The 22,089-nt window shown below is 69.8% G+C and carries 22 protein-coding genes; 9 read left to right on the top strand and 13 right to left on the bottom strand.

Going from position 1 to position 22,089, the window contains the following annotated elements; all coding sequences use genetic code 11:
- Positions 1 to 105: 105 nt before the first annotated feature.
- Positions 106 to 618: an SRPBCC family protein gene (locus tag ACFUPX_RS08510; protein ID WP_383318106.1), complete on the bottom strand. Its 513-nt coding sequence runs from the start codon at positions 616 to 618 to the stop codon at positions 106 to 108.
- Between the two features lie 242 nt (positions 619 to 860).
- Here ACFUPX_RS08510 and ACFUPX_RS08505 point away from each other — a divergent pair, with 242 nt between their 5' ends.
- Both ACFUPX_RS08505 and ACFUPX_RS08500 read left to right on the top strand, forming a co-directional pair.
- Positions 861 to 2,186: an APC family permease gene (locus ACFUPX_RS08505; RefSeq protein ID WP_383318103.1), complete on the top strand. Its 1,326-nt coding sequence runs from the start codon at positions 861 to 863 to the stop codon at positions 2,184 to 2,186.
- Between the two features lie 131 nt (positions 2,187 to 2,317).
- On the top strand, positions 2,318 to 2,560 hold the full coding sequence (locus ACFUPX_RS08500) for a DUF6479 family protein (protein WP_383318100.1): 243 nt from the start codon (positions 2,318 to 2,320) through the stop codon (positions 2,558 to 2,560).
- A gap of 116 nt (positions 2,561 to 2,676) precedes the next feature.
- Here the strand turns inward: ACFUPX_RS08500 and ACFUPX_RS08495 are convergent, their stop codons facing one another.
- Together ACFUPX_RS08495 and ACFUPX_RS08490 are read right to left on the bottom strand one after the other, a co-directional pair.
- On the bottom strand, positions 2,677 to 3,876 hold the full coding sequence (locus ACFUPX_RS08495; RefSeq protein ID WP_383318097.1) for a 4-hydroxybenzoate 3-monooxygenase: 1,200 nt from the start codon (positions 3,874 to 3,876) through the stop codon (positions 2,677 to 2,679).
- 213 nt (positions 3,877 to 4,089) lie between these two features.
- Positions 4,090 to 4,884, bottom strand: a complete 795-nt coding sequence (locus tag ACFUPX_RS08490; RefSeq protein ID WP_383318094.1) for a helix-turn-helix domain-containing protein — start codon at positions 4,882 to 4,884, stop codon at positions 4,090 to 4,092.
- A gap of 523 nt (positions 4,885 to 5,407) precedes the next feature.
- Between ACFUPX_RS08490 and ACFUPX_RS08485 the strand changes: the two genes are divergently transcribed.
- Positions 5,408 to 6,733 carry a beta-propeller fold lactonase family protein gene (locus tag ACFUPX_RS08485; RefSeq protein ID WP_383318091.1) on the top strand — a complete coding sequence of 442 codons (1,326 nt, stop codon included), beginning with the start codon at positions 5,408 to 5,410 and terminating at the stop codon, positions 6,731 to 6,733.
- 353 nt (positions 6,734 to 7,086) lie between these two features.
- Here ACFUPX_RS08485 and arsM read toward each other — a convergent pair whose 3' ends face one another.
- A complete protein-coding gene (arsM, locus tag ACFUPX_RS08480) occupies positions 7,087 to 7,929 on the bottom strand; it encodes an arsenite methyltransferase (RefSeq protein ID WP_383318088.1) in 843 nt (280 codons plus the stop codon).
- Between the two features lie 106 nt (positions 7,930 to 8,035).
- On the opposite strand from arsM, the gene ACFUPX_RS08475 reads away from it, so the two are divergent.
- From ACFUPX_RS08475 to ACFUPX_RS08465, 3 genes are read left to right on the top strand one after another with little or no spacing between them, the layout of a single operon-like run.
- Positions 8,036 to 8,422, top strand: a complete 387-nt coding sequence (locus ACFUPX_RS08475; protein WP_383318085.1) for an ArsR/SmtB family transcription factor — start codon at positions 8,036 to 8,038, stop codon at positions 8,420 to 8,422.
- Positions 8,423 to 8,460: 38 nt separating this feature from the next.
- Positions 8,461 to 9,534 (top strand): ACR3 family arsenite efflux transporter, encoded by a 1,074-nt coding sequence (arsB, locus tag ACFUPX_RS08470; protein ID WP_383318589.1) that lies wholly within the window; start codon positions 8,461 to 8,463, stop codon positions 9,532 to 9,534.
- The gene (locus ACFUPX_RS08465) at positions 9,503 to 9,946 is read left to right on the top strand and encodes an arsenate reductase ArsC (protein ID WP_383318083.1); all 444 of its coding nucleotides are present in this window, start codon (positions 9,503 to 9,505) and stop codon (positions 9,944 to 9,946) included. Before arsB ends, ACFUPX_RS08465 begins: the two co-directional genes overlap by 32 nt.
- 26 nt (positions 9,947 to 9,972) lie before the next feature.
- Here ACFUPX_RS08465 and ACFUPX_RS08460 read toward each other — a convergent pair whose 3' ends face one another.
- A complete protein-coding gene (locus tag ACFUPX_RS08460; protein ID WP_383318080.1) occupies positions 9,973 to 10,908 on the bottom strand; it encodes a bile acid:sodium symporter family protein in 936 nt (311 codons plus the stop codon).
- Between the two features lie 32 nt (positions 10,909 to 10,940).
- Here ACFUPX_RS08460 and ACFUPX_RS08455 point away from each other — a divergent pair, with 32 nt between their 5' ends.
- The gene (locus tag ACFUPX_RS08455) at positions 10,941 to 11,330 is read left to right on the top strand and encodes an NUDIX hydrolase (protein ID WP_383318077.1); all 390 of its coding nucleotides are present in this window, start codon (positions 10,941 to 10,943) and stop codon (positions 11,328 to 11,330) included.
- Positions 11,331 to 11,463: 133 nt separating this feature from the next.
- Here ACFUPX_RS08455 and ACFUPX_RS08450 read toward each other — a convergent pair whose 3' ends face one another.
- From ACFUPX_RS08450 to ACFUPX_RS08430, 5 genes are all read right to left on the bottom strand, one after another.
- Positions 11,464 to 12,939 carry an FG-GAP and VCBS repeat-containing protein gene (locus ACFUPX_RS08450; protein WP_383318074.1) on the bottom strand — a complete coding sequence of 492 codons (1,476 nt, stop codon included), beginning with the start codon at positions 12,937 to 12,939 and terminating at the stop codon, positions 11,464 to 11,466.
- 66 nt (positions 12,940 to 13,005) lie between these two features.
- Complete coding sequence (locus ACFUPX_RS08445) at positions 13,006 to 14,445, bottom strand: FG-GAP and VCBS repeat-containing protein (RefSeq protein ID WP_383318071.1); 1,440 nt, start codon at positions 14,443 to 14,445, stop codon at positions 13,006 to 13,008.
- Between the two features lie 141 nt (positions 14,446 to 14,586).
- Complete coding sequence (locus tag ACFUPX_RS08440; RefSeq protein ID WP_383318068.1) at positions 14,587 to 15,399, bottom strand: SAM-dependent methyltransferase; 813 nt, start codon at positions 15,397 to 15,399, stop codon at positions 14,587 to 14,589.
- A gap of 114 nt (positions 15,400 to 15,513) precedes the next feature.
- Complete coding sequence (locus ACFUPX_RS08435; RefSeq protein ID WP_383318065.1) at positions 15,514 to 16,398, bottom strand: aldo/keto reductase; 885 nt, start codon at positions 16,396 to 16,398, stop codon at positions 15,514 to 15,516.
- A gap of 14 nt (positions 16,399 to 16,412) precedes the next feature.
- A complete protein-coding gene (locus ACFUPX_RS08430) occupies positions 16,413 to 17,354 on the bottom strand; it encodes an NAD-dependent epimerase/dehydratase family protein (RefSeq protein WP_383318062.1) in 942 nt (313 codons plus the stop codon).
- Positions 17,355 to 17,424: 70 nt separating this feature from the next.
- Here ACFUPX_RS08430 and ACFUPX_RS08425 point away from each other — a divergent pair, with 70 nt between their 5' ends.
- The gene (locus tag ACFUPX_RS08425; RefSeq protein ID WP_383318059.1) at positions 17,425 to 18,336 is read left to right on the top strand and encodes a LysR family transcriptional regulator; all 912 of its coding nucleotides are present in this window, start codon (positions 17,425 to 17,427) and stop codon (positions 18,334 to 18,336) included.
- 29 nt (positions 18,337 to 18,365) lie between these two features.
- Here ACFUPX_RS08425 and ACFUPX_RS08420 read toward each other — a convergent pair whose 3' ends face one another.
- From ACFUPX_RS08420 to ACFUPX_RS08410, 3 genes are all read right to left on the bottom strand, one after another.
- Positions 18,366 to 19,196 carry a PIG-L family deacetylase gene (locus ACFUPX_RS08420; protein WP_383318055.1) on the bottom strand — a complete coding sequence of 277 codons (831 nt, stop codon included), beginning with the start codon at positions 19,194 to 19,196 and terminating at the stop codon, positions 18,366 to 18,368.
- Positions 19,197 to 19,469: 273 nt separating this feature from the next.
- Positions 19,470 to 20,735, bottom strand: a complete 1,266-nt coding sequence (locus ACFUPX_RS08415; protein ID WP_383318052.1) for a hypothetical protein — start codon at positions 20,733 to 20,735, stop codon at positions 19,470 to 19,472.
- A gap of 196 nt (positions 20,736 to 20,931) precedes the next feature.
- A complete protein-coding gene (locus ACFUPX_RS08410) occupies positions 20,932 to 21,321 on the bottom strand; it encodes a VOC family protein (protein ID WP_383318049.1) in 390 nt (129 codons plus the stop codon).
- Between the two features lie 231 nt (positions 21,322 to 21,552).
- Between ACFUPX_RS08410 and ACFUPX_RS08405 the strand changes: the two genes are divergently transcribed.
- On the top strand, positions 21,553 to 22,026 hold the full coding sequence (locus ACFUPX_RS08405) for a hypothetical protein (RefSeq protein ID WP_383318046.1): 474 nt from the start codon (positions 21,553 to 21,555) through the stop codon (positions 22,024 to 22,026).
- Positions 22,027 to 22,089: the final 63 nt, after the last annotated feature.

Here is a 22,089-nt window from a genome sequence, read left to right as displayed (position 1 = left end):
TTGCGCCCGGACAGGTGAACGACGGCCGATCTGTCCTGCCCGCAGCCCCTGCCAGGGGACGGACTCCTTGGCGGTGGCGGCTCTCGCGAGCGGCGCCGGGGGCGTTCAACCCGTGGGCCAGTGCGGCACCGGCCGGGGCTCCTCCTTGGCGTGCGGCTGCACATGGCCGCCGCTGATGGTGCCGCGCCACTCGCCGGTCTCCCTGCCCTGGCCTTCGATGTACTCCTTGAAGCTCCGCATGCTGGCGTGGACCTGCCGACGGACCACGCCGAGCGCGTCACCGGCCCGCTCGATCAGGCCCTGCGGAGTGAACTCGACGCGGTAGGTGACCCGGCAGGTGGTGTCACCCAATGGCTCGAACAGCACGGACCCCGTGTGGTACGGCTCTTGCAGGCTGCGCCAGCTCACCTGCTCGTCGGGGCGTTGCTCGACCACCTTCGCGTCGAACTCCCGGGACAGACCACCGAAGCGGGTCACCCAGTGCGACAGGGTGGCCTGGGGTTTGTCGACCCGCTCCACCCCGTCCATGAACTGGGGGAAACTCTCGAATTGCGTCCACTGGTTGTAGGCCGCTGCGACCGGCACATCCACGTCGACCGAGCCTTCGATCACGCTCATAGCTGCTCTGCCTCTCCGCACCAGCCGGGTGGACGAGTGCCGCGTACCCTCCGCAACGCTAGTCAACCTCTGGACGGTTCGCCGCCGCTGCCTGCGGGCTACGGCTTGTCGCTCACCAGGCCGGTCCAGAACCGTGGAACCACGGGCGACTCTTCCCCCCCCCACTTGCGGGGCGGGAGATGATCTCAGGCATCCGGGGGACGCACGGCCCGTGGGACGCCTCAGCGGGTACACGGGACGACATGAACGCACCCCCGGACCAGTCAGCGACGTCCCAGTCCCCGACGTCGCTCAAGAAGGCGCTGACCACGCCGCTGCTCTACTTCTTCATCCTGGGAGACGTCCTGGGAGCAGGCGTGTACGTCCTGGTCGGGCAGGTCGCGGCCGACTCCGGGGGCGCGGTGTGGGCTCCGCTGGTCGCGGCCCTGTGCCTGGCACTGCTGACCGCGGCCTCTTACGCCGAGCTGGTCACCAAGTATCCGCGCGCGGGCGGTTCGTCGCACTACGCGAACCTGGCGTTCGGACCGTTCGCCGGGTTCCTGACGGGATTCTGCATGCTGGCCGCCGGCATCGTCTCGGTGGCTGCCCTGGCCCGGGGGTTCGGCGGTGACTACCTGGCCGAGTTCGTCACCCTCCCCCTCGTGCTCGTGCTGATCGTGTTCCTGGCCTCCCTGGCGCTGCTGAACGCGCGCGGCATCAGCGAGTCGACGCGGGCCAACGGGGTCGCCACCGTCGTCGAGGTCGGCGGATTGCTGCTCGTGATCGGGCTGGGCTGCTGGATCGTGCTGCGCGGCGACGGCGACCTGGGGAGGCTGACGGAGCTGGGCACCGCGGGCAAGGGCCCCGCGGCGGCTCTGTTCAGCGGGGCGGTGCTCGCCTACTACTCCTTCGTCGGTTTCGAGACGTCCGTCAACGTGGCCGAGGAGACCCGGGACCCTCGCCGCTCATACCCCCGAGCACTCTTCGGCGCCCTGCTCACCGCGGGCGCGGTGTACGCGCTGGTCGGCGCCGCCGCAGCGGCAGCCGTACCGACCGGAAAGCTGGCCGCGTCGAGCGGGCCGCTGCTCGAAGTCGTCCGGGTGGCCGGCGGGGTCCCCACGCGGCTCTTCAGCGCGATCGCCCTGGTGGCCGTCGCGAACGGCGCCCTGCTCACCGGCATCATGTCCTCACGCCTGGCCTACGGCATGGCACAGGACGACCTCCTGCCCCGCTTCCTGACGAAGGTGCTGCCCGGCCGGCGCACGCCCTGGGTGGCGATCACCGTGACGACTGCGCTGTCGCTGCTCCTCGCGATGACCGGCGACGTGGACACCCTTGCCTCCACCCTGGTCCTGCTCCTCCTCGTAGTGTTCTTCCTCGTCAACACCTCGCTCCTCGTCCTGCGCCGCGACACCGTCCCGCACGGCCACTTCCGAGCGCCGACCGCCGTCCCGGTACTGGGCGCGGCCTCCTGCGTTCTGCTCGCGACGCAGATCGAACGGGACGTCTGGGCCAGGGGCCTCATCGTGCTGGCTGTCGGCGCCGCGCTGGGCGCTGTCGCCGCGGTACGAGTGCGCCACGGCCGTTGAGCGTCGGCTCCCCGCCGGGATCGATCGCCGCGGAGGTGGTACACCCCGCTCTCGGGGCGGGCACGGAGCCGTTGGAGCGGCGGCCGGCGAGTCCTTGAAGTGTTTCGCCATGAATCGGGTACTTGATCGATATGCAGACTCACAGTCAGACCGTTCTCGCCATCGAGGGAGGCGGATCGCTGATCTTCCTCATCGTTGGCATCGTCGTGGTAGCAGGACTGCTCGCCATGTTCATCAGCGGCCGACGCCGCGCTGCCCGCCGCACCGAACCAACCACACCGCCCCACGGCGCTCCCCCCAGTGGCGAAGCCCAGCGCGGGGAAACCTGGCAGACCCCCGACGACGACCCCGAACAGGGCCACCCTCACCCCTGACAGCGGAGACAAGCTCGCGCGGCCGCCGCTGAGGGTGGAACGGCGCCCCACCGCTTCGAGCCGTACGTGGTCGGCGCGGGTCGGGCCTGGGGCGCCTGATCGCGATCAGTCGTCGGTCAACCCTGGGACTGCGATGCACCGGCTTCCGCCGCCGGGTGAGGCGTCGTCGCCGGTTCCAGCATGGTTTCCAGGTTCTTCCGGGCGATCTGCCGGCAGAACTCCCCCTCGTAGCCGGCATCACCCGAGTCGTGCATGGTCCGGGTCATCCAGACCGCGGATGCCTGACGCTCCCATGTGTGGTCCAGACAGGTGTCGGAGTAGCTGTCGAGCAGGCTCGAATCGTTCCGCTCGACCTGCTGGATGATCGCGCGGGCGAGCACATCGGCGTCGTGAAGGGCGAGGCTCATGCCTTGCGCGCTCATGGGAGAGATGAGGTGGGCCGCGTCGCCGAGAAGGTACAGCCTGCCGTAGCTCATGGGGCTGAAGACCACTCCGCGCAGCGGCACGATCTGCTTGCTCGTGATCGGCCCCTTGGGCTCCACGGACTCACCGAAGCGCGCCTCCAGTTCACTCCAGATCCGCTCGTCCGGCCATTCCTCGACGGTGTCGGTGAGCGGGCACTGCAGGTAGAGACGGCTCGCCTCCGGGCCACGTGTGATCTGCGCGGCGAAACCGCGCGAGTGCACCGCCAGCACGGCCAGCGGGTCTGCCGGCACCCCTGCCATCACGGTCAGCCAGGCATAGCCGAACTCATGGGTGGAGCAGGTGAGGACGTCGTCCGGGATCGCCGTCCTGCTGACGCCGCGATAGCCGTCGCCGCCGGCGACGACGTCGCAACTGACGTCCTGCGTCACGCCGTTGGCATCCCGATAGCTCACCAGCGGCCGGCCGGTGTCGATGTCGTGCAGCGCGACGTCCTGCGCTTCGAAGCGAAGGTCGCCGCCGTCCCGCAGGAAGACCCGGATCAGGTTGCGGACGAGGATCTGCTGCGGGCAGAACGCCCCGTCGACGTCGTCCTCGTCGTCATCGCCCGACCGCCACTGCCGCTTCTCTCCGTCGATCAGCAGCGGCATAGGCGCATCCGAGTCACCGTGGCTGTACCCGTCGACGGCTTCGCCCACCCCCCACTCGTTCAGCACCCGCACGCCGCCCGCATCGAGCGCCCCGGCCCGCTGCCGCTGCTCCACGTATGCACGGCTGTGCTTTTCGAGGACGATGCATCCGACGCCGTTGCGCAGGAGGAAGTTGCCGAGCGCGAGCCCGGCGACTCCGCCCCCTATGACCACGACGGTCGTGTCCTTGGTGGTTTCGGTCATGAGTCTTCGAGCTCCTTGCAGTGGGTGGGGCCGCACGCCCCGATGAGCGTGAACGGCCGCGCCGCCCGGGTGGCACGGCGTACTGACCTCACTGTGGAACCCGACCGGAGCAGTCACCAACCGGTGAATGGACACGCGATACTGGAAACCCGCCAACCTGCACGCCGGGCGCTGCGAGCCGGGCGCGCGATGGCATGCGTCGTACGCGAGCCGCTACGGCAAGGCCGGGCTGTTGCGTAGGTCCGACTGGTAACTGCCGGGGGTCTGGCCGACGACGTCGTTGAAGGCGTCGATGAAGCTGGACGGATTCGACCAGCCGCACGCCATGGCAGTGTCGGTGACCGTCATGCCGCCCGTCAGGTGGGCCAGCGCGTGGTGAATGCGCAGGATGGTGCGCCACCGGTGAAAGCTCATTCCCAGCTCCGTGTGGAACAGGCGGCTCAACGTACGCTCGCTGGCTCCCGCGATGCGCCCCAGCTCGGCCAGGGTCGCGGGGCGGGCGGGATCGGCGTGCAGGAGGTCGGTGACGGTGCGCAACCGGTCGTCGGCCGGTTCGGGCAGATGCAGGGACTCCTCCGGGGTGTCGGACAACTCGTCGATGACCACGGCGAGCAGCCGCTGACGCGCGCCGGGACGGGGCTCGGGCCGGTCATCGGTCACCGCCAGAATGACCTCGCGCAGCAGCGGGCTGACCGCGAACACGCTGGGATGTTCAGGGAGTTCACCGCACAGCTCGACAGGAATGGTCAGCAGCCGGGCATCGGTGCGGCCGTAGAAGCGGTGGGAGTGGGCGAAGCCGGGCGGCGTCCATGTCACGCGGTTGGCAGGAGCCACCCAGGTAGCGCGCTCCGTGGTGGTGGCCAGCGTCCCGGCGGCCGCGTAGACGAGTTGCCCCGCATCGTGCGTGTGTGGGGCCAGGGTGTATCCGTGGGGCAGCCAACCGGCCCCGCTCGGCATGTTCTGCGGTCCGGCGGAGGGCTTGAGCGGGGGCTGGCGACTTTTCGGCATTGGATGCCAGGCTACCGGCGGCATGCGGGTTCGTGCAGGCCAGGGACGGCGCCGTCGGCCGGTCGGCTCCAGGGTGCGAAACACCTGGGACAGGGTGTCAAGTCGCCCGATGGCCATCTTTTGACCGTATGCGGTCAACTGCGGAGTTTCTGATCCGGAGTCGGCGCCCGAGCGGGATGCTTCTGGTCACTCCGCCGGGCGCCGACGCTGCCGGTGTTCGGTCGGGGTACGGCTGTTGCGGCTCCGGTCGGTGCCGTGATGGAGCGCAGCGTGTGTGCCGCGGCATACGCGACGTACGGGCCCTGTCGCACGGTGGTCGACGCCACCGCGGGCCGGGGGGTGCGCGACCGCACCGCTGCCGGTCCTCGGGGTCCTTCGGATCCGCCGTCAGAGTGCGGACCGATGGAGGGGGAATGCCTTGACGTCCAGACCCGCAAGACCTGCAAGACCTGGGTGGAGCCTTTCTCGCTGGAGGCGGCGGCTGACCTCCTTTGCTGCTGCCGGCGCTTTGGGACTGACAGGCATGGTGGCGTTCACCGCGCCCGCGCACGCCGCGGCCGGCCCGTCGGCCTACGTGGCCAACTTCCATGGCGATACCGTCTCGGTGGTCGATACGAGCACGAACACCGTCACCGGCAGCATCAACGTCGGAAACAGCCCCGTCGGTGTGGCGGTCAATCCAGCCGACACACACGCCTACGTCACCAACTTCGACGAGGCCACCGTCTCGGTGATCGACACGGGCACCGACACCGTCACCGCGACCATCCCCGTCGGCAGTAACCCCCTCAACGTGGCGATCACCCCGTCCGGAGCCCGCGCGTACGTCGCGAACAGCGGCGGCTCCACGGTCTCGGTCATCAACACCGCCACCAACACGGTCAGCGCCACCGTCCCGGTCGGAAGCTCCCCCAACGGTGTGGCGATCACCCCGTCGGGCGCCACCGCGTACGTGACGAACAACGCGGACTCCACGGTTTCGGTCATCGACACCGCCACCGCCACGGTGACGGCCACCGTCCCGGTCGGGAACGACCCTTCCGGTGTGGCGGTCAGCCCCTCCGGGAGCATCGCCTACGTCACCAACAACAGCAGCGACGACTCGGTCTCCGTGATCACCACGGCGACCAATACCGTCACGGCCACCATCCCGGTCGGGTCCAGCCCGAACGGCGTCGCGTTCAACCCGTCCGGCACGCGGGCCTACGTGGCCGACAACGGCAGCGACGACGTGAAGGTGATCAACACGGCGACCAGCGCCGTGACCGCGACCGTCCCGGTCGGCGACAGCCCGGCCAGGGTCGAGGTCAACCCGTCCGGCACGGCCGTCTACGCCACCAACACGGCCGACGGCACCGTGTCGGTGATCGACGGCGGGTCCAACGCCGTCACTGCCACGATCAGCGGGTTCACCGGACCGTACGGCGTAGCCTTCGGCTCCGCCCCTCCGACGACGACGGCGGCGGACATCGACGTCAACCTCACCGCTCAGCCACACCTGAGCATCCTGGTGCCCTATCTGACCTACACCCTCACCGCCCACAACACCGGCCCCAACGCCGTCACCTCGGCGACCCTCACCGCGAAGCTCCCGCCGGGCGCCTCCGCCACCCATCTCGCCGCCGGATGCACCGTCGCGGGCACCACGGTGACGTGCGCCTACGGAGCCATCCCCGACAACGCGAGCGTGAACAAGACGTTCCGCGTCCCGCTGCACCTGCTGAGCCTCGGCCAGGTCAAGGTCACCGGTCTGCGCACGGCCTCCGCACCCACCGACCCCAACCCGGCCAACGACAGCGCGTCCGTCACCTGCACCGCCATCTCCATCATCCTGGTCACCTGCCCGTGACACCGCGCACACGGTGATCCCACGCCACGCACCACCGCTGCCCTCCCCCGCTCTCAAGTCGGCGGAGGGCGGCGCCGGTTGGGCCCGCAAGGCTGCCGGAGGCGACGGCTGATGGAACGACCGTCGGCGTTGCTCGGACCATATGAACGGGCTGCTCCGACCGGGTGGTCCGTGCATGCCGGTGCGGATCACGGGCAAGTGAGGGTCGACCCCCTGCCTGGTACCCCGAGCGAGGCGGGGGGTCAATCCGGATCGGCGCGATCTTCGGGCTGTCGGTTGCCTTGCCACGCCCCGTGCGCCCGCCCACGGGCGAGCATTGAGCAGGGTGAGGGTGACGCTCGGGCGAGGATCAGTCAGCAACCGCAGCCGGAAGCAGCCGCGTTGGCCTTGGCTTCTGGAGCGCCGGTGGCGCAGCAGGTGGTGTCCGCCCGCCCGGTTTCCGCAGTGGCGGCGGGCTTGGTGGCCCGGACGATGGCGGAGTGCATGCCGTCGGCGACCGCGTGGGTCGGGGTGATGGCGATGTCGGTGAAACCGGCGGCTTCGAGTCCTTGGCGGTATTCGGCGAAGGAGAGCGCGCCTGCGATGCAGCCGACATAGTCTCCGCGTTCGGCGCGCTGGGCGGGAGTGAGGCTGTCGTCGGCGACGACATCGGATACGCCGACGCGGCCGCCGGGAGTCAGGACGCGGAACATCTCGGCGAAGACCGCGGGCTTGTCGACTGACAGGTTGATCACGCAGTTGGAGATCACCACGTCGACGGTGTTCGCGGGCAGCGGGACGGCCTCGATCGTGCCCTTGAGGAACTCGACGTTGGTGGCTCCCGCCTTCTTCTGGTTGGCCAGCGCGAGGGCGAGCATCTCCTCGGTCATGTCCAGGCCGTAGGCCTTGCCGGTGGAGCCGACGCGGCGGGCGGAGAGCAGGACGTCGATGCCTCCGCCGGAGCCGAGGTCCAGGACTCGGTCGCCTTCGTTCAGTTCGGCCACCGCGATGGGGTTGCCGCAGCCCAGGGAGGCGGCAACCGCTTCGGCGGGCAACTGGTCGCGCTCTTCGGCGGCGTACAGAGTGCCGCCGAAGTTCTCGTCGACCTCGATGGCCTGGGGGCCGCAACACGCGGTGCCGCCCTCAGCCACCTGGACTGCGGCCGCCGCATAACGCTCGCGGACGGTCTCCCGTAGTGCGATGTTCTGCTCACTCATGGTGATGGCTCCTCGATGACGGGGTCCGGCAGGACCCGGATCGGGTTGCATTGATGTTTCTCGATGCAACCTTGCGTCTTGAATCGAGGGATGTCAATATAGCAGCATGTCGAAACAAGAGCTTGTGGTGCTCGGTCAGGACGGCGCCGAGGGGTGCTGCCCGACGCTTCTGACCGCCCCGTTGGACGAGGGGCAGTCCGTCGAGCTGGCCAAGGTGTTCAAGGCCCTGGGAGATCCGGTGCGGCTGCGACTGCTGTCGATGATTGCCACCAGGCAGGGCGGTGAGATCTGTGTGTGCGATCTGACCCCCGCCTTCGATCTGTCCCAGCCGACGATCTCCCACCACCTCAAGCTGCTGAAGCAAGCCGGTCTGATCGACTCCGAGCGCCGGGGAACGTGGGTCTACTACCGGCTGCTCCCCGAGACGACGGACAAGCTCGCGGCAGTCCTCACCCGCCCGGCTCCGGCCGCGTCGGCGGAAGCCGCCTCGTGAGCGATGTGACCGCGGGACCGGGACCGGTGGCAGCCCGGATGTCGTTCCTGGACCGGTTCCTCGCCGTGTGGATCCTGATCGCGATGGCCGCCGGTCTGGGCCTGGGCCGCCTCGTGCCCGGACTCGGGAGCGCCCTTGCCGAGGTCACCGTCGCCGGGGTCTCCCTGCCGATCGCGCTGGGCCTGCTGGTGATGATGTATCCGGTGCTGGCCAAGGTCCGCTATGACCGGCTCGACTCCGTCACCCGCGATCGCCGCCTGCTGATCCCCTCTCTGGTCCTGAACTGGGTCCTGGGCCCGGCGCTGATGTTCGCGCTCGCCTGGATCTTCCTGCCCGACCTGCCGGAGTACCGGACCGGGTTGATCATCGTCGGGCTCGCCCGGTGCATCGCGATGGTCATCATCTGGAACGACCTCGCCTGCGGCGACCGAGAGGCCGCCGCCGTCCTGGTCGCCCTCAACTCGATCTTCCAGGTCGTCGCGTTCAGTCTGCTCGGCTGGTTCTACCTCTCCGTCCTGCCCGGCTGGCTGGGCCTGGAGACCACCGGGCTGAACGTGTCGGTGTGGGAGATCGCCCGCAGCGTACTGATCTTCCTGGGCATCCCGCTGGCCGCCGGGTTCCTGACCCGCAAGCTGGGCGAGAAGGCCAAGGGGCGGACTTGGTACGAGGCCGAACTGATCCCCCGCATCGGCCCGCTCGCCCTGTACGGGCTGCTGTTCACGATCGTCGTGCTGTTCGCCCTGCAAGGCGATGCGATCACCTCGCAGCCGCTCGACGTGGTGCGGATCGCGCTGCCGCTGCTGATGTACTTCGCCGTGATGTGGGCCGGATCCATGGCCGTGGGCAAGGCCGTCGGACTGGACTATCCCCGGGCGACGACCCTGGCGTTCACCGCCGCGGGCAACAACTTCGAGCTCGCCATCGCCGTGGCCATCGCGACCTTCGGCGCAACCTCGGGGCAGGCCCTTGCCGGGGTCGTCGGCCCGCTCATCGAGGTGCCGGTCCTGATCGGTCTGGTCTACGTCGCCCTCGCGGTCCGCCGCTTCTTCCCCCAACCCGCCGCTGCGGCCGAGGAATCGAATGCCGTCGAGAAAGGTGCTGTCCGTGTCTGAGACCCCACCTGCCCGGCCGTCAGTGCTGTTCGTGTGCGTGCACAACGCGGGCAGGTCCCAGATGGCCGCCGCGTTCCTCAGCCGTCTCGGCCAGGGCGAGGTCGAGGTCCGCTCGGCGGGATCGGCCCCCGCCGGCAGTGTGAACCCGGCCGTCGTCGCAGCGATGAACGAGGTCGGCATCGACCTGTCGGCACAGGTACCGAAGCTGCTGACCGCCGAGGCAGTTCAGGAGTCCGACGTGGTCATCACGATGGGCTGCGGCGATGCCTGCCCCGTCTTTCCCGGCAAGCGGTATCTGGACTGGCGGCTCGACGACCCCGCCGGTCAGGGCATCGACGCCGTTCGCCCGATCCGGGACGACATCCGAACCCGGGTCCGCGGGCTGCTGGCCGAGCTGCTGCCCCGCCCATGACGTCTCGAGGCCAAGGGCCTGTCAGGTCACCTCGGCAAAGGCGGCCGGCCGGCGGCAGTCTCGGCCGGGGCGACGCGGCGCAGCAGGAAACCCGCGGCCAGGGCCATGACGAACATCGTCACCGCGTACACCGCCGAGGGGATGGCCATCCGGGTGCTGTCGAGGAGCGAGGGGCTGAGGGCGATCGCCATCGACAGCGTGGTGTTGTGCATGCCGATCTCGAAGCAGGTGGCGACGGACTGCCGGTGGTCGCCGCGGGCCAGCCGGGTCGCGCCGTAACCGGTGGTGAGGGAGATCGCGCCGAAGAGGAGGACGACGAGACCTACGTCGGCGAGATAGCCGAGCACGTTCTCCCGCTCGGCGGCGAGCGCGGCGATGATGATGCCGACGAGCGCGACGACCGCCGTCACCTTGACCATCCGCGTGGTGCGCTCCGCGAAGTCCGGACGGCGGTGCCGGACCAGCATCCCGGCCGCGACCGGCACCAGTACGAGGAGGAAGACCTGCAGCGTCTTGTCGAAGCGCAGTCCCAGCGTCTCGTCCGTACCGGTCATGAAGTGGTCGAGGGAGAGATTCACGACGATCGGCAGCGTGACGACGGCGATGACCGAATTGATGGCGGTCAGCGTGATGTTGAGGGCGACGTCGCCGCCGAAGAGATGGCTGAAGATATTGGCCATCGTGCCGCCGGGTGAGGCCGCGAGCAGCATCATGCCGACGGCCAGCGCGGGACTCAGGTCGAAGGCCAACACCAGGCCCAGACAGGCGGCGGGCAACAGCACCAGCTGGCAGACGAGCGCGACGGCCACCGGCCGTGGATACGCCGCGATCCTGCGGAAGTCGGCCACGGACAGGCCGAGTCCGAGACCGAACATGATCACGGCGAGGACGGCAGGCAACAGATAGGTGGTCAGCGGCGAGTCCACGGGAACAGACTCCGGGAGGCAGCTCGAAAAGTCCACGACCGTACAGAACAGCGGGAGTTGAGGATTGCGTGGACGTGATCGCGGGTGCGGTGGTGCAGCACCAGGGCGCGGTGTTGCTGGTTCGCCGGACGGTTCCGGAGGGGGCCCTGGTGTGGCAGTTCCCGGCGGGCAAGGTCGAACCCGGCGAGAGCGTCGAAGAGGCTGCGGCGCGTGAGGCGTCGGAAGAGGCGGGTGTCACGGTGGAGGCGCTGTCGGTGATCGGCGAGAGGGTGCATCCGGTGACCGGCCGACGGGTCGTGTATGTGGCGTGCCGGTGGCTGGCGGGTGAGGCGCGTGCGGCGTCCCCTCGCGAGGTGGCCGAGGCCGTATGGGCGCCGGTGGACGATCTGGCGGAGTTCATTCCGGGCGGCGTGTACGGGCCGGTGTGGGATTACGTTGCCGGGCCCGGCCTCCGCTGAGGCGACAGGCGGGGATGCGAGCGCCGGGGGGGCAGCAAGGAGGCGGGGGGCATGTCCCTGCTGCGGTGGCGCGCCGCCTGCGGCAGCCTGAAGCCGCCTGAATCAGCAGCGCACCACCCTCCTCACCGCAGGCTCAGCGCCCGAGCACATGCCCGTAGTAGAGGGCTCCCCGCAGTCCGAACAGCCGTGGCGTCAGCGCCTTGGAGCCCGTCCCGGTGCCGTTCGGCAGGGCCCAGACACCGCCCGTGCTCAAGCTCTGTTCGTACTCCGTGCTGTTCTCGTTGTAGGCGCCGACCGTGACGTCGCCGTCCCCGTCACCGTCGTAGTCCCCGAGAGCCAGCGCCGAGCCGAACTCGTCGTTGACCTCCGGCGCCCCCGGTACCCCGGCGGAGCCCTGGTGCCAGGCCGCCGACTTGGCGGTGCCCGAGGCGTCGAGCAGGCCGTCCGGGCCGGAGGTCAGCACGGTCGCCGAACCGGCGCGGTCCTGCGTCCCGATGGCCTCGCCGGGCGTGCCCGCCACCAAGTCGTCACGGCCGTCGCCGTTGAGGTCGCCCGCGGCCAGCTGGATGCCGAAGTTGTCGGCTTGCTCCGCCGTGCCCGCGACGCCCGGGGTGTCCTGGCCGACCGTCTGGCTGCGGGTGCCGAAGCCCTCGGCGCCCCCGCCGCCGTAGAACACCCGCACCTTGCCGCCCTTGGCCAGCGCGTCGGGACCGCAGGCCCCGGTGGGCCGGTCGGCCTCGGCGGTGATCAGGCAGTGCCCGAGCGCCAGGTCGTCCACGCTGTCGCCGTCGAAGTCGCCCGTGGCAATGTCGTAGCCGGTGGCCGGGGACTTCCAGTACTCCTGGAGGGCCGAGCCGTTCCAGCTCCACAGGGTGGTGCGCGAGTAGTCGTTGGAGTACGCGGAGACCGCCAGGTCGGTCTTGCCGTTCCCGTCGAAGTCCCCGGCCGCCAGCTGGCCGGCGGAGCCACCGAAGCCGGTGTCGAGCAGATGCGTCAGCGGCTTGTCCTCGGTGAGCGGGCCCGGCCGCAGGGTGACCTCGCCGAACTCCCCGTGGGGCAGGCCCACCGCCACGTCCACGTCGCCGTCCTGGGTGAAGTCGCCCACCGCGAGCGAGGCTCCGGCGCCGCTGCCCGCCGAGCCCTGCGCGATCGTCCTGCCGCGCTCGAAGCGGCCGCTGGACGAGCCGTACAGAACGACCACCGCGCCGTGGCCCCTCGCCGCCGGGTCGCTGCCGACGTCCTCGCCCCCCACCCCGACGACGGCGTCGGTGAAGCCGTCGCCGTCCACGTCGGCAGTCGCGACGGAACCTCCGAACTGGTCGTTCTTCTCGCTGGTGCCGGGGACGCCCGGGGTGTCCTGGCTGACAGAGGCGGTGGAGGTGCCGGCCCCGCTCGGTCCGCCGTAGAGCACGTGCAGGTAGCCCGCGGCCTTCTGGCCGTCGACGTCGCCTCGATACACGCCGACCACGGCGTCCGCGTACCCGTCACCGTTGAAGTCGGGCCCCTGGACGGCCGCCGCCGGCGCCGCCCCCGCCGTGGGGGCCAGCCCCGCCGAGATGAGGACGGTGGCGGCGCCGAGCAGGGCGGCCGAGAGTCTCTTACTGCGCACAGGTACTCCACATCGCGAGGCGGGAAGGTGGGATCATGTACGGCGTGCTGAAGGGCAGGCGGATGCCTAAGATCCCAGCACTTCGCCGTACTTGATGGCGCCGTTGGGCAGCGCGAAGCCGAACGGGGTCAGCGACTTGCCCAGCGGGTACGTCTCCGTGGTGCTGCTCGGCGCGAACCAGACGCCACCCGACCTGGGCTCACCGGCGTTCTCCCCGGGTGCGCTCACCGCGGTGTCCCACAGTCCGTCGCGGTTGTAGTCGCCGACGGCCACCTGGGCGCCGAAACGGTCGCCGGCCTCGGCGGTGCCGGGCATGTTCGGGGTGCTCTGGCTGCGGGCCAGACCGCCGTAGAGGCCGTGCTCCGTGCCGTTCAAGGTGACGTAGCCGCCCGCGTCCTTCACGGTGCCCACGTCCTCGCCGGGCACGCCGACCACCAGCTCCGGACGGCTGTCGCCGTTCAGGTCGCCCGCGCTCAGCGCGGCGCCGAAGTCGTCGCCCGGCTCGGTGGTGCCGCCGACCTCCGGGCTGGACTGGTTGATGCACTGGTGCTTGGCGCCGAACTCCGCGGTCTTCGAGCCGTGGAGCACGAGCACCGTGCCGCCGACCAGGTCCTCGCAGTAGGTGTGGTCCGCCTCGAAGTTGGGCTGTACGAAGCCGACCGCGAGGTCGTCCGTGCCGTCCTGGTCGAAGTCCTCGGCGGCGAGCGCGGTGCCGTGGTCGCCGTTGGACCACCACTGGGCGGGCTTGGCCTGGTCGTCCCAGCGGGTGATGAAGGTGCCGTAGTCCTCCATGGCCCGATATGTGGTGGCGAGGTCGTCCCGGCCGTCGCCGTCGAAGTCGCCGGTGGCCAGATCGCTGGTTCGGCCGCCCATGCCGTAGCTGCGCAGGGTGGTGGTGGTCACCGGGTCGGCGGTGAGCGGCCCCGGGCGGAACCGGAGCGACCCGCGCTCCTCGCTGTTCTCGCCGTACGCGAGGTCGATGTCGCCGTCGCCGTCGTAGTCGCCGGTGGCGATGGTGTCCCCGATGCCGCTGAACTCGGAGGTGCCCCTGGCCACGGTGGTGCCCTTGACGTTGAAATCCGAGTTGTCCAGAACGGTGATGGTGCCCTCGCTGCCGTGCTGCTCGGAGTTGAGCGTCTCGCCGCTCGCGCCGACGACGAGCTCGAAGACGCCGTCGCCGTTCACGTCGACGGGCGCCACGGACGAGCCGAAGCGGTCGCCCGCCTCGGGCGTGCCCGGGATGCCGGCCTCGGCCTGGCTGATGACGCCGGTGGACTGGCTCGGGCTCTGCGGCCCGCCGTAGATCACGCTGATGTAGCCGGCCTTGGCCTTGCCGTTCACGGTGGCATTGGGCATGCCGACCGCGATGTCCGCGTATCCGTCCCCGTTGAAGTCGAACCGCGGAGTCGCGACAGCCGCGGCGGCGCTCCCGGCGAGCGGCAGGGTCAGGCCGGTGGCGGTGACCGCCGCTACGGCGGCGGTGGCGGCCAGGGTACGTACACGCACGGTGAAACTCCGTCAGTCGAAAGGGGAATGAGGGGGGAAGGCCTCCCGGGGATGTGACTCATGAGGCATACGAAGGGTTGTGCGAAAGCGGCCGCCCGGTGAACACGGGCTCATGCGGGTCGAGTTCGACCCCTGGCTCCGTCAGGGTTTCGACGCGACCGCACCGAACTGCGGTAGCACAGGACCGGAGTTGGACTCGGCGCGCCATTGCGCGCACGGCACGAGGCCGGGGGTGACCAGGTCCAGGCCGTCGAAGAAGGAGCTGACCTCCGCGCGGCTGCGGGCAGTGATCGGCGGGGTGGCGTTCTCGTTCCAGAACTTCATGGCCTCGACGTTGCCCTCCCCACCGAGGTCGCTGTCGGTGGTGGGGTGAGTCAGCGCGAGATAACTACCGGAGGGGACGGCAGCCATGATCCGGCGCACGATGTCCCGCGCCTCCCCCGTGTCGAGTACGAAGTTGAGGATTCCCAGCATCATGACCGCGACGGGCCGGTCGAGGTCGAGGGTCGCCGCTGCGCCCTCCATGACACCGTCCGGGTGGTGGATGTCGGCGTCGATGTAGTCGGTGGCGCCCTCCGGCGTACCGGTCAGCAGGCTGCGGGCGTGGACGAGCACGATGGGGTCGTTGTCGACGTAGACGATCCGGGATTCGGGTGCGATCCGTTGGGCGAGCTCGTGGGTGTTGTCAGAAGTCGGCAGCCCGGTGCCGATGTCCAGGAACTGTCGCACTCCGCGCTCGGCTGTCAGGAACCGGACTGTACGGCCGAGGAACTGCCGGTCGGCGCGGGCCACGTCGCGGATCACCGGGAACATCGTGACGACCCGGTCACCGACTTGCTGGTCGATCTCGTAGTGGTCTTTCCCGCCGATCCAGTAATTCCACACGCGAGCGTTGTGCGCGACGGCGGTGTTCAGCCTGCCCGACACGTCTGACGGGCGCCGGCTCTCACTCACGAGTTCCCCCTCTTCTCGCTCACCCACAGGGTGTCGTGGGTGAGCAGCCGCCGCGGCGGCTATGGATCGTGGTGCCATTGTGGTGCACGTGGATCACGGGAGTTGGTGGATTCGTCAGCTCGGCGGCGCTTCGTCGAGCTGCGTCAACTCCCCTGTGCTCAGCGTGAGATCGGCCGCCAGGGCCGAGTCCCGGACGGATGCCGGACGGCTGGCTCCCGGTACCGGGATCATTGCCGGGGAGCGGGTCAGCAGCCAGGCAAGAGCGATCTGCTGCGGGCTGACGCCGCGCTCGGCCGCGATGCGGTGGAAGGCGGTGCCCTTGGAGGTCGCGGCCGACGGGCCGTCCAGGGAGCTGCGGGAGATGCCGCCCAGCGGGCTCCAGGGCAGGAAAGCCAGGCCCAGTTCGGCGCTCAGCCTCAGTTCGGGCTCGCTGCCGCGCACGGCCGGGGAGTACTGGTTCTGGACGGAGACGAGCCTGTCGCCGAGGATCGCGTGCGCCTCGCGGATCTGGGCGGCGTTCACGTTGGAGACTCCGGCGGCCCGGATCGTGCCGGCGTCGAGCAGTTCGACCAGTGCGCCGAGGGAGTCGGCCCAGGGCACGGCGGGATCCGGCTTGTGCAATTGGTACAGGCCGATGGCCTCGACGCCCAGCCGTTTCAGGGATGCCTCGGCGGCGCGCTTGAGGTGTGCGGGAGTGCCGTTGACCGTCCAGCCGCCGTCGCCGGGCCTGCCGCGGCCTCCCTTGGTGGCGATGAGGACGCCGGAGGTGTCGCCGCCGTAGCGGGCGAGGGCACGGGCGATGAGGAGTTCGTTGTGGCCCTGCTCATCGGCGTGCCAGTGGTAGCTGTCGGCGGTGTCGACGAGTGTGATGCCCGCGTCCAGGGCGGCGTGGATCGTGGCGATGGACCGCTCCTGGTCCGGTCGTTGCTCGATGGACAGCGGCATGGCGCCCAGGCCGACGGCGCTGACGGTGGTGTTGCCGATGGCGCGGTGCTGCATGGCGGGTGTGCTCCTCAGGTGGCCTGGGCGGCGGGTACGTCCAGGGCTTCGGCGACGGCGGCGGGCAGCCAGTCGGTGGTGCGCGAGAAGGTGAAGCCCAGTTCCTTCGCACGGGAGTTGCTCATGGCGTAGTGGCGGTCGAAGGAGAAGGGTGAGGCTGTCGCTCCCGCGGTGCTGGTCCGGTAGACGGGTTCCCGGCCGGTCCGCGCCGCGATGACGGCGGCCAGCGCGCGTACGTCGAGCAGTCCGTCGGAGCAGGCGTTCACCGGGCCGGTGAAGTCCGTGGCCGTGGCGGCCCACAGCAGCAGGTCCGCCAGCTCCTCGTAGTGGATGAAGACGGTGGGCAACGCCTTGGCGTGCACGGCGATTTCCGCGCCCTGGCCGATGCGCTCGACGTAGTGCGCCAGGCGGCCGGTGAACTCTTGCGCTCCGCCGCCGAGTACGTGGGCGCTGCGCACGGAGGCGAAAGCGAAGCCGCCGACCTGGGTGAAGAGGGCCTCCGCCTGGCGCTTGCCCTCGGCGTAGTGGGCTTCCAGGTACGCCGCGTCGTGCCAGGGCAGGTCCATCTCCACCCGCCAGGCTGCGGGGTCCACGATGTCTTCCGGTACGGACGTCCCGTGCGGGACGTGGGGCAGTGCGGCGGTCGCCGGGTCGTACACCTCGATCGTGGACGTCATGACGTAGCGAGCGGTGCGGCCGCTGAAGACGCGGGCGGCGATGGCGGCCTGTGCGGGGGTGTAGCAGACCTGATCGACGACCACGTCGAAGGTGCGGGAGCCGAGCGCGGTGGTCAGGGCGGCCTCGTCGTCACGGTCGGCGACGAGATGCTCGACGCCGGTCAGTGGCGGGGTGGAGCCGCGGTTGATCACAGTGACCCGGTGCCCGGCGGCCACCAGGCGCTGAACCAGGAGCTTTCCGAAGTACCGGCTGCCTCCGATGACACAGATTCTTTCCATGCCCCGATCCTGAAGGGCTACGGTCAACAGCAGAAGTGCCGACTTACTGGTTCCGTAGTAAGGAATACTGTTGATCGATGTGCAGCGGCTTCGCGTCCTGCGGGCAGTGGCGGAGCACGGAAGTTTCAACCGGGCGGCAGCATCTCTGCGCCTCACCCCCTCGGCCGTCTCCCAGCACGTAGCCGTCCTGGAGCGCGGCCTGGGCACGCCGGTCGTGGCGCGCAGCACGCGCGGGGTCACCCTCACCCAGGCCGGCCGGATCATGGTCCAGGCCGCCGAGTCGGTCGCCGCGGAGCTCGCGCACGCGCAACAGCAAGTGGACCGGCTCGGTACGGGCCGCACGCAGCTCACCGTCGCGACGTTCACCAGCGGCGGCCGGATGCTGCTGCCCGGCGCTCTCGCCCGGCTGACGGCGGCGCACCCCGAGACCGTGCTCCATGTCAGGGAGGGCGAGCCTGAAGACAGCCTGGCGCTGGTCCGCCAGGGCGCCGTGGACCTCGCGCTCGCCTATCACTTCGACGGCCCGTTGCCCGGCCAGGTGAGCCAGAACTCCAGCATGGAGTGGACCGCGCTCCTGAAAGACCCCCTGCACGTGGTGCTGCCCGAGGGCCATCGCCTGGCCGGCCGCGCCGTGCTCGACATCGCCGAGCTGGCAGCCGAGCCCTGGGTGCTCGGCTGCCTGAAGACAGAGGCGTATCTACGGCGCTACGCCGAGCGCGCCGACTTCGTCCCGGAGCTGCGCGGCACGACGACCGACTACTTCTTCGCGCGCTCGCTCGTCGCGGCGGGCATGGGGATCTCACTGATCCCCTCCATCGCGCTGACCCCGGAGGTGCCAGGTGTACGGACCGTCCCGATCAGCGACCCGGCACCGGCTCGGCACATCGGCGTCGCCACGCTCAGCCGCCGCCGCGACCACCCTCAGCTCACGACCCTCGTTCATGCCCTTCAGGAGCAGGCAGCAGCGCTGGACGACGCGTGACCGAGCGCCGAGTCCATCGCAGCGCCATGTCAGCGCAGGCCGGCGAAGAGATCGTTCTCAGGTACGGCCGCGCCGGTGGCGTCCTTGACGCGGACGAAGGTCTCCATGCCCATCAGCTCGCCGAACTTCTCCTTGCCCATCTTGAGGAAGAAGATGTTCTCGCCCTGGCTGGCGTGCGCGGCCAGGGAGTCGAACTTCTGACCGCTGAACGCGGTGGTGTCCACCCACGTGGTGATCTCATCGTCGGGGAGGCCGATCTCGGCCATCGCGGCGGCCTCGGCGGGATCCGGCTCCGGCATGTCTCCGAGCTCGCGCATGGTCTCCCCGAACTTCTGCATCACCGAGCGGGGCATCGTCGTCCAATACACCTTCGGTGTCAGCGTGGTCATCTCCAGCGCCGCCATCGTGATGCGGTGGGCCTGGATGTGGTCGGGGTGGCCGTAGAAGCCGTTCTCGTCATAGGTGACGACCACATCGGGCTGGTAGTGCCGCATGAGCTCCGCGAGTCGGGTTGCGCCTTCCTCCACGGGGGTCTGCCAGAAGGATGTGGGGGCGTCGTTGCTCGGCCAGCCCATCATTCCGGAGTCCGCGTAGTCCAGCGTCTCCAGATCGCTGATCTTCAGGACGTCACAGCTCTCCTGAAGCTCCTGCCGGCGCATCAAGGCGACGGCCGCCGGATCGTGCCCGGGATCGCCCGGCTTGACGCCCCCCGGCCCGTCACCGCAACCGCCGTCGGTACACGTCACGAGAACCGTGCGGATGCCTTCCGCCGCATACTGCGCGAGGACCCCTCCGGTTGAGGTGGCCTCGTCGTCGGGGTGGGCGTGTACTGCCATGAGCGTCAAGGGCCGGTCAGCCATAAAACAGTCCTCCTGCGGAGATACGTGGTGGTCCGAGTGCGCGGCGTGTGTACCGCGATCCCGGGGCCCCGGACCCTGGCGGGGCGGGCGACCTCACGGTCCCCGTTCTCCCCGCCGTACGGCGCCGGTGCCTCGGTGAATGCAACGGTGCAGGCCGGACCAGGTGTTCCCGGCGCGGGTGAGAGATCCGGGGGATCATCGCCGGGCGGTCAACGAATTCCGGCCCTGGACTGCATCGGGGCCCGTGGCCGCTGCCCTGCCGAACCGCCACTCTCACGGCGCGGGGTTACTGGGCACCTTCACGTTCAGCTCGCCGCAGCCGACGCGCTTCGCCTCCGCCTTGACGTACGACGGCAGAACGGCAAGGGCGAGTGACTTGTCGTCGTGCGACTCGCTTTCCTTCCCCGGCTCGTGCGCCACGAACGCGACCCGCCCGGACCGGCAGTCCGCCGTGTAGACGCTCAGGCCGCCCGCGTAAGCGCCCTGCCCGTCACCACCGAGACGCGTGGCCCGGTTGCCGAGCACCCGGGAGACAACGCCGGCCATCTCCGGGTCCGCCACGGTCATCAACCGGAGCCTGTTCGGGCCGAAGGGCTGGCGCACGTCGCACGCCCAGATTCCGTCCGCAGAGGACGCGCCTGGCTTCGTGCCCGGCGTAGTGCCCGGCGTGGTGCCCACCACCTCCGCCTCGGGCCCCTGAGCCCACCTGGGCAGCCGGACGCCCTGGATCCCGCAGAGCCGGTCGGCGTCGACGTCCGGCAGCTCGTTGCCCTCCGGGGCGCGGCGGAGCTTCGACGGGTCGGAGTACGGGCCGTCGCAGCCGTATCGTTCCATGACCCCGTTGGCCAACCGCACGACCGCGCGGGACATCGCGTCGAGGCCCCGCCGCGCGTCGACCTCGTTCTGGCCCTCGGGGTCAGCCGCCTCCGAGGCGAGGGTGACCACCCGCAACGGCGGCTTCTCGCCCGGCTCGTACGAGCGTTCCTCACAGCTCGCGGGGAGCGCCACCCAAGCCCGGGTGGAGGAAGCCATGCCGGTGATCCCCGCGCCGAGCGGCGTCATACGGGAGGAGAGGTACTCCTCGGTCCAGCTCCACGCCTGCGCGCCCCGCAACTCGCCCAGCGTCCGCACCGACGCCGTGACCTCCGACTCCAGCTCATCGGCCCCGAACCCCTGCATGCTGCACTCCGTGTGCATGTCGTCCTCTGTGGCCCGGCGCAGCGGCAGCTCACGGCTGCGGACGTCCGTGTCCGAGAACAGCGCGTGCTCGACATCGGGCGAGAGCGAACCCCAGCACACGTCCCGCGCCACGAAGGGCAGTTCATCGGAGCGCCACGCCATGACGCCCGACCCCAGCAGCGCCCCGACGAGCCCGCCGACGACAGCGATGCCACTTCGGCTGCGGGACAACCGGCGCAGCCGGCCCGAGCGCCTGGGCGCGGAAGGCCGGGGGGCGGGGGCCTTTCGTAGGGGCCCGTCCACCTCGGGGGTCTTGGGCCCAGAGGTGACCACCCTGGAGCTCTCCGGTTCGTCCGGCATCTCGTCCTTCCTCTCGGGGGCTGTCCTGGCGAGAGGAGGTTATCTGTCGGGTACACGCGTTCGGGGAGCAGGGCAGCCTCGCGGGAGATGGAGCGAGGGTGATGCCTTCACGGGCCCGACGCACGGGCCCGACGGAGTTCACGCAGCCGACGTGGCGCCGACTTCGGATGGCTGCGGGACGCGCAGGACACTGGTTCTACGGAGCCAGGGTGCGAAGGACGTCGAATTCGTTGCCCTCGGGGTCGGCCATGACCACCCAGTTCCGGTCCGCGCCCTGGCCCACGTCCGTCGTGGTGGCGCCGAGCCCCAGCAGTCTGGTGACCTCGTCCTGGGTGCTGCCGTCGATCGGGCTGACGTCGAGGTGCAGCCGGTTCTTGACGGTCTTGCCCTCGGGCACCTGGATGAACTGCAGGGTGGGCGGCATCTGGCGGGCCCGGATGTCCTCGATGGTCGGCACCCAGGAGCCGATCTCGACCTTGCCCTCGCTCCGGTCGATCACCTTGAAGTCCAGGACCGCGCACCAGAAGGCCGCGAGCCTCTCCGGATCATGGCAGTCAACGGTCAGCTCGGTGAACCTGCTTGTCATGACACTCCCAAGTAGTACGGACGGCGCTCAGGGTATGCCGCCCGTCCGGCAGATTCGAGATCTTTCCGACTGGGGCAGGCCCGACCGGCACCGGACAGGTGTGAAGTCCCTGGTGGCGACAGTCCACGGAGGGGAAGCTACGGGCGCCGAGGGAACTCCCGCGTTGCTTGCCGGTGGAGAGTAGTCAAACGCAATGAGTTTCACGGGGCGTTGAGTGGCAACACGGGCTGCATGGCTGAAGAGAGAAGACCCTCCAACGACAGCGCCGAATCCACTCGGCGCAGCACGAAGACAACGCCCGCCAAGGGGCGGTCCACTGCGACTACAGGAGCGCGCAAGGTGAACTCCACTGCACAGAAGGCCAAGCAGGAATCGGCTGAGGCCGCCGAGAAGGCGAAGGGGTCCGCCGGAGAGGCAGCCGATGCCGCCACTTCCGGTGCCCATACGTTGGGTCTCGCGACGCAGCGGGCGAAGCAGGCCGCCGCCGCGGGTATCGAGAGCGGGAGCAAGACAGTGGTGTCGGCCAGCAGCAAGGTCGCTTCCACGGCAGCCACCGGGTGGACCCTGGTGAAGAACCGCAAGGCCATTGCTGCAGGGGCCGCCGCCGGTCTCGTCGGTGTGGTCGGTGTTTCCTTCACCGCCGGGCGCCGGACCGCGAAGATTCAGGGCGGACCGCTGACTCGGCTGACGCATGGACGTATCTGACTTCTGCCGCATAAACCAAACACTTCAGGCGTCAGGGTGGAGAAGGACTGAGTCCTTCTCCAC

This window comes from Streptomyces sp. NPDC057302 (assembly GCF_042667685.1).
Taxonomy (GTDB): Bacteria; Actinomycetota; Actinomycetes; order Streptomycetales; family Streptomycetaceae; genus Streptomyces.
Note: the sequence above shows the minus strand (reverse complement) of the source record. Positions and strands in the feature narration are given on the sequence as shown.

Coding starts and splice junctions, on each gene's coding strand:
- ACFUPX_RS08405 (WP_383318046.1), top strand. CDS start 21,553: ATGGCTGAAGAGAGAAGACCCTCCAACGACAGCGCCGAATCCACTCGG.
- arsM (WP_383318088.1), bottom strand. CDS start 7,929: ATGAGTGAGCAGAACATCGCACTACGGGAGACCGTCCGCGAGCGTTAT.
- ACFUPX_RS08410 (WP_383318049.1), bottom strand. CDS start 21,321: ATGACAAGCAGGTTCACCGAGCTGACCGTTGACTGCCATGATCCGGAG.
- ACFUPX_RS08495 (WP_383318097.1), bottom strand. CDS start 3,876: ATGACCGAAACCACCAAGGACACGACCGTCGTGGTCATAGGGGGCGGA.
- ACFUPX_RS08500 (WP_383318100.1), top strand. CDS start 2,318: ATGCAGACTCACAGTCAGACCGTTCTCGCCATCGAGGGAGGCGGATCG.
- ACFUPX_RS08420 (WP_383318055.1), bottom strand. CDS start 19,196: ATGGCTGACCGGCCCTTGACGCTCATGGCAGTACACGCCCACCCCGAC.
- ACFUPX_RS08475 (WP_383318085.1), top strand. CDS start 8,036: ATGTCGAAACAAGAGCTTGTGGTGCTCGGTCAGGACGGCGCCGAGGGG.
- ACFUPX_RS08505 (WP_383318103.1), top strand. CDS start 861: ATGAACGCACCCCCGGACCAGTCAGCGACGTCCCAGTCCCCGACGTCG.
- arsB (WP_383318589.1), top strand. CDS start 8,461: ATGTCGTTCCTGGACCGGTTCCTCGCCGTGTGGATCCTGATCGCGATG.
- ACFUPX_RS08430 (WP_383318062.1), bottom strand. CDS start 17,354: ATGGAAAGAATCTGTGTCATCGGAGGCAGCCGGTACTTCGGAAAGCTC.
- ACFUPX_RS08435 (WP_383318065.1), bottom strand. CDS start 16,398: ATGCAGCACCGCGCCATCGGCAACACCACCGTCAGCGCCGTCGGCCTG.
- ACFUPX_RS08510 (WP_383318106.1), bottom strand. CDS start 618: ATGAGCGTGATCGAAGGCTCGGTCGACGTGGATGTGCCGGTCGCAGCG.
- ACFUPX_RS08485 (WP_383318091.1), top strand. CDS start 5,408: ATGGTGGCGTTCACCGCGCCCGCGCACGCCGCGGCCGGCCCGTCGGCC.
- ACFUPX_RS08415 (WP_383318052.1), bottom strand. CDS start 20,735: ATGCCGGACGAACCGGAGAGCTCCAGGGTGGTCACCTCTGGGCCCAAG.
- ACFUPX_RS08490 (WP_383318094.1), bottom strand. CDS start 4,884: ATGCCGAAAAGTCGCCAGCCCCCGCTCAAGCCCTCCGCCGGACCGCAG.
- ACFUPX_RS08465 (WP_383318083.1), top strand. CDS start 9,503: ATGCCGTCGAGAAAGGTGCTGTCCGTGTCTGAGACCCCACCTGCCCGG.